This is a genomic window from Psittacicella gerlachiana (genome assembly GCF_003585965.1).
GTDB lineage: Bacteria > Pseudomonadota > Gammaproteobacteria > Enterobacterales > Psittacicellaceae > Psittacicella > Psittacicella gerlachiana.
In genome coordinates, this window is sequence record NZ_NRJF01000046.1 from 1 (window position 1) to 6421 (window position 6421).

6 protein-coding genes and 4 tRNA genes are annotated in these 6421 nt (G+C 33.5%); 3 read left to right on the top strand and 7 right to left on the bottom strand.

Features of this window, described 5'->3' with window-relative positions; all coding sequences use genetic code 11:
- The first annotated feature begins 228 nt into the window (after positions 1–228).
- The 3 genes from CKF59_RS01855 to CKF59_RS01865 are packed head-to-tail and all read left to right on the top strand — an operon-like array spanning position 229 to position 1811.
- On the top strand, positions 229–708 hold the full coding sequence (locus tag CKF59_RS01855; RefSeq protein WP_119534289.1) for a protein-export chaperone SecB: 480 nt from the start codon (positions 229–231) through the stop codon (positions 706–708).
- Positions 709–758: 50 nt separating this feature from the next.
- A complete protein-coding gene (locus CKF59_RS01860) occupies positions 759–1217 on the top strand; it encodes a protein-export chaperone SecB (protein ID WP_119534290.1) in 459 nt (152 codons plus the stop codon).
- A 51-nt stretch (positions 1218–1268) separates the two neighbouring features.
- Positions 1269–1811 (top strand): tRNA (cytidine(34)-2'-O)-methyltransferase, encoded by a 543-nt coding sequence (locus tag CKF59_RS01865; RefSeq protein WP_119534291.1) that lies wholly within the window; start codon positions 1269–1271, stop codon positions 1809–1811.
- A 38-nt stretch (positions 1812–1849) separates the two neighbouring features.
- Here CKF59_RS01865 and CKF59_RS01870 read toward each other — a convergent pair whose 3' ends face one another.
- The 7 genes from CKF59_RS01870 to CKF59_RS01900 all read right to left on the bottom strand — a co-directional run.
- Positions 1850–2869, bottom strand: a complete 1020-nt coding sequence (locus CKF59_RS01870; RefSeq protein ID WP_119534292.1) for an NAD(P)H-dependent glycerol-3-phosphate dehydrogenase — start codon at positions 2867–2869, stop codon at positions 1850–1852.
- 173 nt (positions 2870–3042) lie between these two features.
- Positions 3043–3118: transfer RNA gene (locus CKF59_RS01875), tRNA-Gly, on the bottom strand.
- A 17-nt stretch (positions 3119–3135) separates the two neighbouring features.
- A tRNA-Gly gene (locus CKF59_RS01880) sits at positions 3136–3211 on the bottom strand.
- Between the two features lie 18 nt (positions 3212–3229).
- A tRNA-Gly gene (locus tag CKF59_RS01885) sits at positions 3230–3305 on the bottom strand.
- Between the two features lie 21 nt (positions 3306–3326).
- A tRNA-Leu gene (locus CKF59_RS01890) sits at positions 3327–3413 on the bottom strand.
- Between the two features lie 304 nt (positions 3414–3717).
- Positions 3718–5133 (bottom strand): MATE family efflux transporter, encoded by a 1416-nt coding sequence (locus tag CKF59_RS01895; RefSeq protein ID WP_119534293.1) that lies wholly within the window; start codon positions 5131–5133, stop codon positions 3718–3720.
- 143 nt (positions 5134–5276) lie between these two features.
- On the bottom strand, positions 5277–6421 hold a 1145-nt coding region (locus CKF59_RS01900; protein WP_222985486.1), incomplete at its 5' end, for a BspA family leucine-rich repeat surface protein.

Genomic DNA, 6421 nt, shown 5'->3' on the forward strand with positions numbered 1-6421 from the left:
AATTTATTAAAAAAATCTTGTTATATGATAGAATAAGGACAGGAAAATATTTTGCATATATAATCATTATGGAATATGTATATTTCGATAGTTAATTGATTAAAAATAATGTCTCTAACGGTATACATTACAGAACAGATTTTTCCTAGTTAATAGCTTTTATTAACATTTTTCGATTATATACACCTTTCCAGTAATACAAGTAACAAGTTCATTAAGGAAATAACTATGAGTGAACAACAAACTACTGTTGAGTTAAATATTCACCGTGTTTATACAAAAGATTTATCTTATGTTTTTAATGAGAAAAATCTTCCTGTAAATGCTTCTCCTGAAGAAAACGCAAAAGCAACTGAAGTTGGTTTTGCTGTTGATGTTCAAGTTCAAGATTTACAACAAGACGATTTAGTAGATATTAACGTATTTTTAAATCTAATTATTGGACCTCATGACAATCCAGTAGCTAAATTTGAAATTGTTCAAGGTGCTATTTACGTTTGTCGTGGTTTACCAGATAGCGTAAAACCTCAAGCATTATACTTTGATGCAGCAGCAACTGTATGGTCTTACATCACAAGCAAATTAGATAAATTATTATTACGTTCAGGTATGCCTCCTTTATACCTAGGTACACAAAACTTCCGTGCAATCTTCCAAGAAACATTAGCACAACGTCAAGCGCAACAACAAGCGCAACAACAAGCTTAAGTTAGTGTCCTCTATACAAATACGTAGTAAATAGTTAGGAGTTATATAAAATGGCTGAACAAGAACAAAAGTCTAATCGTATTTTATCTATTCGTTTAGTAGACGCATCTTTTGAGTCTCCAAACAAAATGGCTTTACAAGGTCGTGATGGTATTCCTCACGTAACTGTAAAAGTTGATGATGTAGATACGAAAAAAGTAAATGATGAAGGTGTTTACAGTGTTACTTTAGGTTTAAATGTAACTTGTGACTTAGAAGATAAAACAAATGTATTTATCGTAGAAGTAAAAGAAGTTGCAACTGTAGTAATTGCTGGTGAAGACGATCCTAATTCACAAATTTTCTTAAACGGTACAGTTCCTGATGTTCTTTACAATAGCTTACGTGAACTAGCTAACGATTTAATCGTTTCAGGTGGTTTCCCTGAGTTCCACTTACAATTTGTAAGCTATGAACAACAATACTTATTAGAAAACGCTGAGCGTTTAAAATTACAAACTAATAAATAATTAGGAAATTAAAAAGGTGTAGCTTTGCTACACCTTTTTAAGGATTAATCAATGTTTAATGTAGTTTTATTTGAACCTGAACAGCCAGGTAATGTAGGAAATATTATTCGTTTATGTGCGAATGCTGGAGTGCAACTACATATTATTAAACCTATTCCTTTTGCCATGGATGATAAAAAACTCCGTCGTGCGGGGTTAGATTATCATGAATATGTCCATATAAAATGGTATGACTCCTATGCTGATTTTAAAGAACAAAATCCTCAAGCTCGAGTATTTAGTTTAACTACTAAAGGATCTGAACCTTATCATCAAGTGGAGTTTGCTCCGAACGACTTTTTCCTTTTTGGTCCAGAAAGTCGAGGTTTACCTGATGAGGTACGTAATGATACCTATGGGCGTATTCGCATTCCTATGGCAGCCTATGCTCGTTCTATAAATTTAGCAAATTCAGTGTCCATTTGTTTATATGAAGCTTTAAGACAGCAAGATTTCCCAAATTTAACGGCACAAAGTCCTGATTTTGCTCCCGTAAAAACCTCCTTGCTTAAGCGTTTAGCTTTAGCAACGAAAATTGTATTTAAAGGCAATTAAAAAAAGTGCATTTAGAGATAAATCTAAATGCACTTTTTTTAGAGATTATGAATTGCAAGAAGAAGTTCTCCTGCAGCCCGTTTTGGTGACTTATGATTAAAGAGAATGTCATAAACCTTTTGAATAATCGGTAATTCAACATTTACTTTACGAGCTAAAGTCATGGTTTCGCGGGTATTATAATAGCCTTCAACTACCTGTCCGATTTTTTCAATTGCTTGTTCTGGAGTTAGACCTTGTCCTAAGTATAAGCCAAAACGACGATTACGTGATTGATCATCGGTACAGGTTAAAATTAAATCGCCAAATCCAGATAAACCTTGGAAAGTTGAAGCATCGGCACCATAGAGTTTACCTAGGGTAGAAATTTCTTCAAGACCATGAGTGATTACGGCTGCTCGCGTATTAGCTCCATAGCCTAAACCATCAGAAAGACCTACGGCAATGGCAATAACATTTTTAATAGCTCCCGCAATTTGTAAACCTATCATATCTTCTACATAATAGAGCTTGAGAGGTTGACGGATTTTATGCATAGGAGCGAAAATTTGATTACGGAGGAATTTAGTATCTTTAGAAGCTACAGCGAGAGCTGTAGGAATTCCTCTTGCTACTTCTTTAGCAAAAGAAGGACCTGAAATAAAACCAAAATGATTGTGAGGAAATATTTCGGGAATAATATCAGAAAAGAAACGTCCTGTTTTTTGCTCTAAGCCTTTAGAAGCTATAAGTAAAAAATGATGAGGTTCAAGCTCATTTTTTATACTTTTTAAGAAATCTGGAAGTACTGCAGAAGGTACGGCAATAATTAATAGAGTACATTTTTTTAGTACAGATTCTAAGTTGTCGGTTACTTCTAGATTTTCAGGAAAAGGAATTTCTGGTAAGTACTCTGAGTTTTCTCTTTTAACAGCCATCTCTTGCATAGCTTGGGTTCTATGTCCCCAAAGAACAACAGGCATAACTTTGGCAAAAGCTATAGCTAGGGCTGTACCGTATGAACCTGCTCCTAAAACACCTATAGTTTGCGGCTGTGGAAGTTGTGTTTGATTAACCATAGAAATATCGTCTACTATCTTTACATCTATATAATAGTTGTAATAATAGTTGTAAAGTGTAACTTAAAAAGTGAATTGCAATAAATGAAAGTAGCTATTCTGATTATACTATTTTTTTATAAAAAAAGTGATAAAAAAAGAGGACTAAGTTTATAACCTAGTCCTTAGAATCATGGAGCGTGAAACGAGGCTCGAACTCGCGACCCCAACCTTGGCAAGGTTGTGCTCTACCAACTGAGCTATTCACGCATTGTCTAAAAGAAAAATGGAGCGTGAAACGAGGCTCGAACTCGCGACCCCAACCTTGGCAAGGTTGTGCTCTACCAACTGAGCTATTCACGCATTGACAAAAAGAAAAATTGGAGCGTGAAACGAGGCTCGAACTCGCGACCCCAACCTTGGCAAGGTTGTGCTCTACCAACTGAGCTATTCACGCATTGAAAATCTGGAGTAAAAATGGTGCCCGGGGCGAGACTTGAACTCGCACGAAGTTGCCCTCGAGGGATTTTAAATCCCTTGCGTCTACCGATTCCGCCACCCGGGCTTTATATTCAAAGATATAAAGTCTTTAATTTTATTTTTAATTATCAGTAAGTTAAGTTTTTTCTTTTCCTTGCTGACCTGATCATTATAAGGAATTTAACATGCTTGTGCAAGAGTTTTTTAGAAAAAGTTTTTTAAAAGTTTGATTTTTCGATCATCTTTTCCAATTAATTTTATCATCTTTGTCCGTTGTTTGTATAAAAAAAGTGGTAATAAAAAGAATTTATTACCACAAAATGTTAAGTTTGATTAGATAAATTGATCAATTTAGTATTTTATTATTTCTAAAACCTTAAGCAATTTTTTTAGTTAAGATTATGTTCAAGTCTTTGATATAAGGCTTGATCGCTAATGGTATGCCACTTTCTTTGGACACGAATAAAGCAAACTGCGGAGGCTACGAGAGGAATGCAAATAAATACCGTCCAGTAAGCATAGATGCCATAGTTTCCTACTCCTAACCAATCGGTAAGGGCAAAGAGACTAGCAAGAGGAATTCCTAAACACCAAGAAACGATAAAGGCAACTAAAAAGGCAAAGCGACTATCACGAAATGAAATGAGATAACCAAGGAAGCAAGCATAAATATTGTCAAAGAAGTTAGCAAAGGCTAAGAAAATTAAGAGATTTTGTGCAATATCATGAGCTACTTGATCATTACTAATAAAAAGATCGGCAATATTTTCTCGGAATAAGATTAAAGCCATTCCTGAAAAAATATTGAAGATAATTAAGAAGTAAATTACATTTCTAAAAAGATTTTGAGCAAGATCTCGACGTTGTTCACCTAAACGACGTGAAACTATACTGGTTATAGAGGCAGAACCTGAGATAGCTAAAGCATAAGCTACTGAATAGGTTGACATAGCTGCTTCATGGGCTCCGACAATTGAAGTTCCAAGATGAGCAATTAACAGTACGACTAAAGCGTAAAAACTGTTTTCAAGCCAATATTGAAAAGCGACTGGAGTACCAATTTTAAAATTATCTTTAATTGCAGACCAATTAGGACGTACGATTATTGGGTTAAACAGCTTTAACTTTCCATAAAGATTGCTTTTGTACTTAAAAATTAAAAGCATCACGCTAATATAAGCAAGGTTAATTATGATATGAGAAAAAGCTGAATGTGCTGGGTTAAAACCGATAAAAGGTAAATCTTGATACATAAAAATAAAATTTAACGGTACTATAAGGATTAACCCAAGAATACTCACAATTAAAGTTGGAAGGGTATAGGCAATACAAGCATTAATATTGCGTAAGTGAACGATAAAGATAAATAAAGGAACATTTAAGCAACAGAGGAGCATATAGGGTTTAGCTATAGCGATCATTTCTGGACTTAAATGAAAAAGATCAAGATTAAATGCGAGAATTAAGTCACAGCCAATAATAAAAATACTAGCGAGGAGAATAACATAATAAGTTTGGCGGTGAATATTTCCTACTTGTGAGTAATTACCTTGCCCAAAGGCAAAACTCATTTTTGAGAGAACTACACTTAAAAGTCCTAAACCTAATGAATTGAATGACCAGTAAATTGAGCCAATCATGCCAATAGCAGCCATAGCTGCTACTGATACCTTAGCTGCCATGAGGGCGTTAATTACCCCTACACTCATAAAGACTAATTGAGAGGCAACTGAGGCAGGAAAAATATTAAAAAATATTTTCCAGTTACTTTCATTCTTAGGTGTAGATTTGAGAGTTTGAGACATTGGTTGTATCTAAAAATTTATCTGATTGATGAAAAATGTTCTTTATTATAGCATTTAATAAATTATTTGTAATCTAACGTGATCTGTTAGAGTAAGAAAAAAGTACCCTTTAAAACTTTAAAAGGTACGAGTTAGAAATAGTTTTATCTGAATCTTGGATAATATTCTTCATTAAACTTTGAAGCTCCATAAAACATATTCTCATGATAAAGAACTTGAGATACATCCCAGTTGCGTAAATCACTATTAAAGTTAAGAGCTAACTCAAACATACCACTCATATCAGTTACACTTGAGACATCCCAGTTGCTTATATCGCAGTTTGATATTCGAGTGAAAGAGAACATACAGCTCATATCTGTAACCTTAGATACGTTCCAGTTACTTAGATTACTATTAAAAGAGCCAGCAAATGAAAACATGCAATTCATATTAGTAACATTGGAGACATTCCAGTTATTTAAATCACTATTGAATTTTGGGGTATTTGTAAACATACTACTCATATCAGTAACCTTTGATACATCCCATTTACTTAAATCACTGTTGAAGTATATAGCATTAGCAAACATACATCTCATATTCGTAACACTAGATACATTCCATTTACTTAAATCACTATTAAAACTTTCAGCATAACCAAACATACAGCTCATATCTGTAACATTAGATACGTTCCATTTACTTAGATCATGGTTGAAATTGATAGCCCCTGCAAACATATAACTCATGTTTTTAACATTAGTTACATTCCATTTACTTAGATTACTATTAAAATCTCTAGCTTTACTAAACATTCCAGACATGTCTGTAACATTAGAAACATCCCAATTATTTATATCTAGCTTGGATATATTTGTAGCTTCATTAAACATCCCCTCCATGCTGGTTACATTAGATACATCCCAATTATTAAGGGTAATATTGTTATGAAGTTTGGCTTGTTTAAACATAAAAGCCATGTTTTTTACTTTAGACACATCCCAATCATTAAGATTTATTTTTGGATCTTTAAAGATGGCCTTACTAAATAGATAATTCATATTAGTAACTTTTGATACATCGAGTTTGTTAATATCACCATATAAAGCAACTCCGGCAAAAGTTCCTTGCATAGAGGTTACATTACTAGTATCAAAGCTTTTAAAATTAATGTTCAGTGGTAAAAATTCTTTTATGTCCCAAGTATGCAGAATTTCTCCATTTGGTAATTCGGTAATATTTAACGCTTCTTCATCTACAAAAAGTAAATCAAGATTTTGAATATCCGACATATCAATAAAACTTA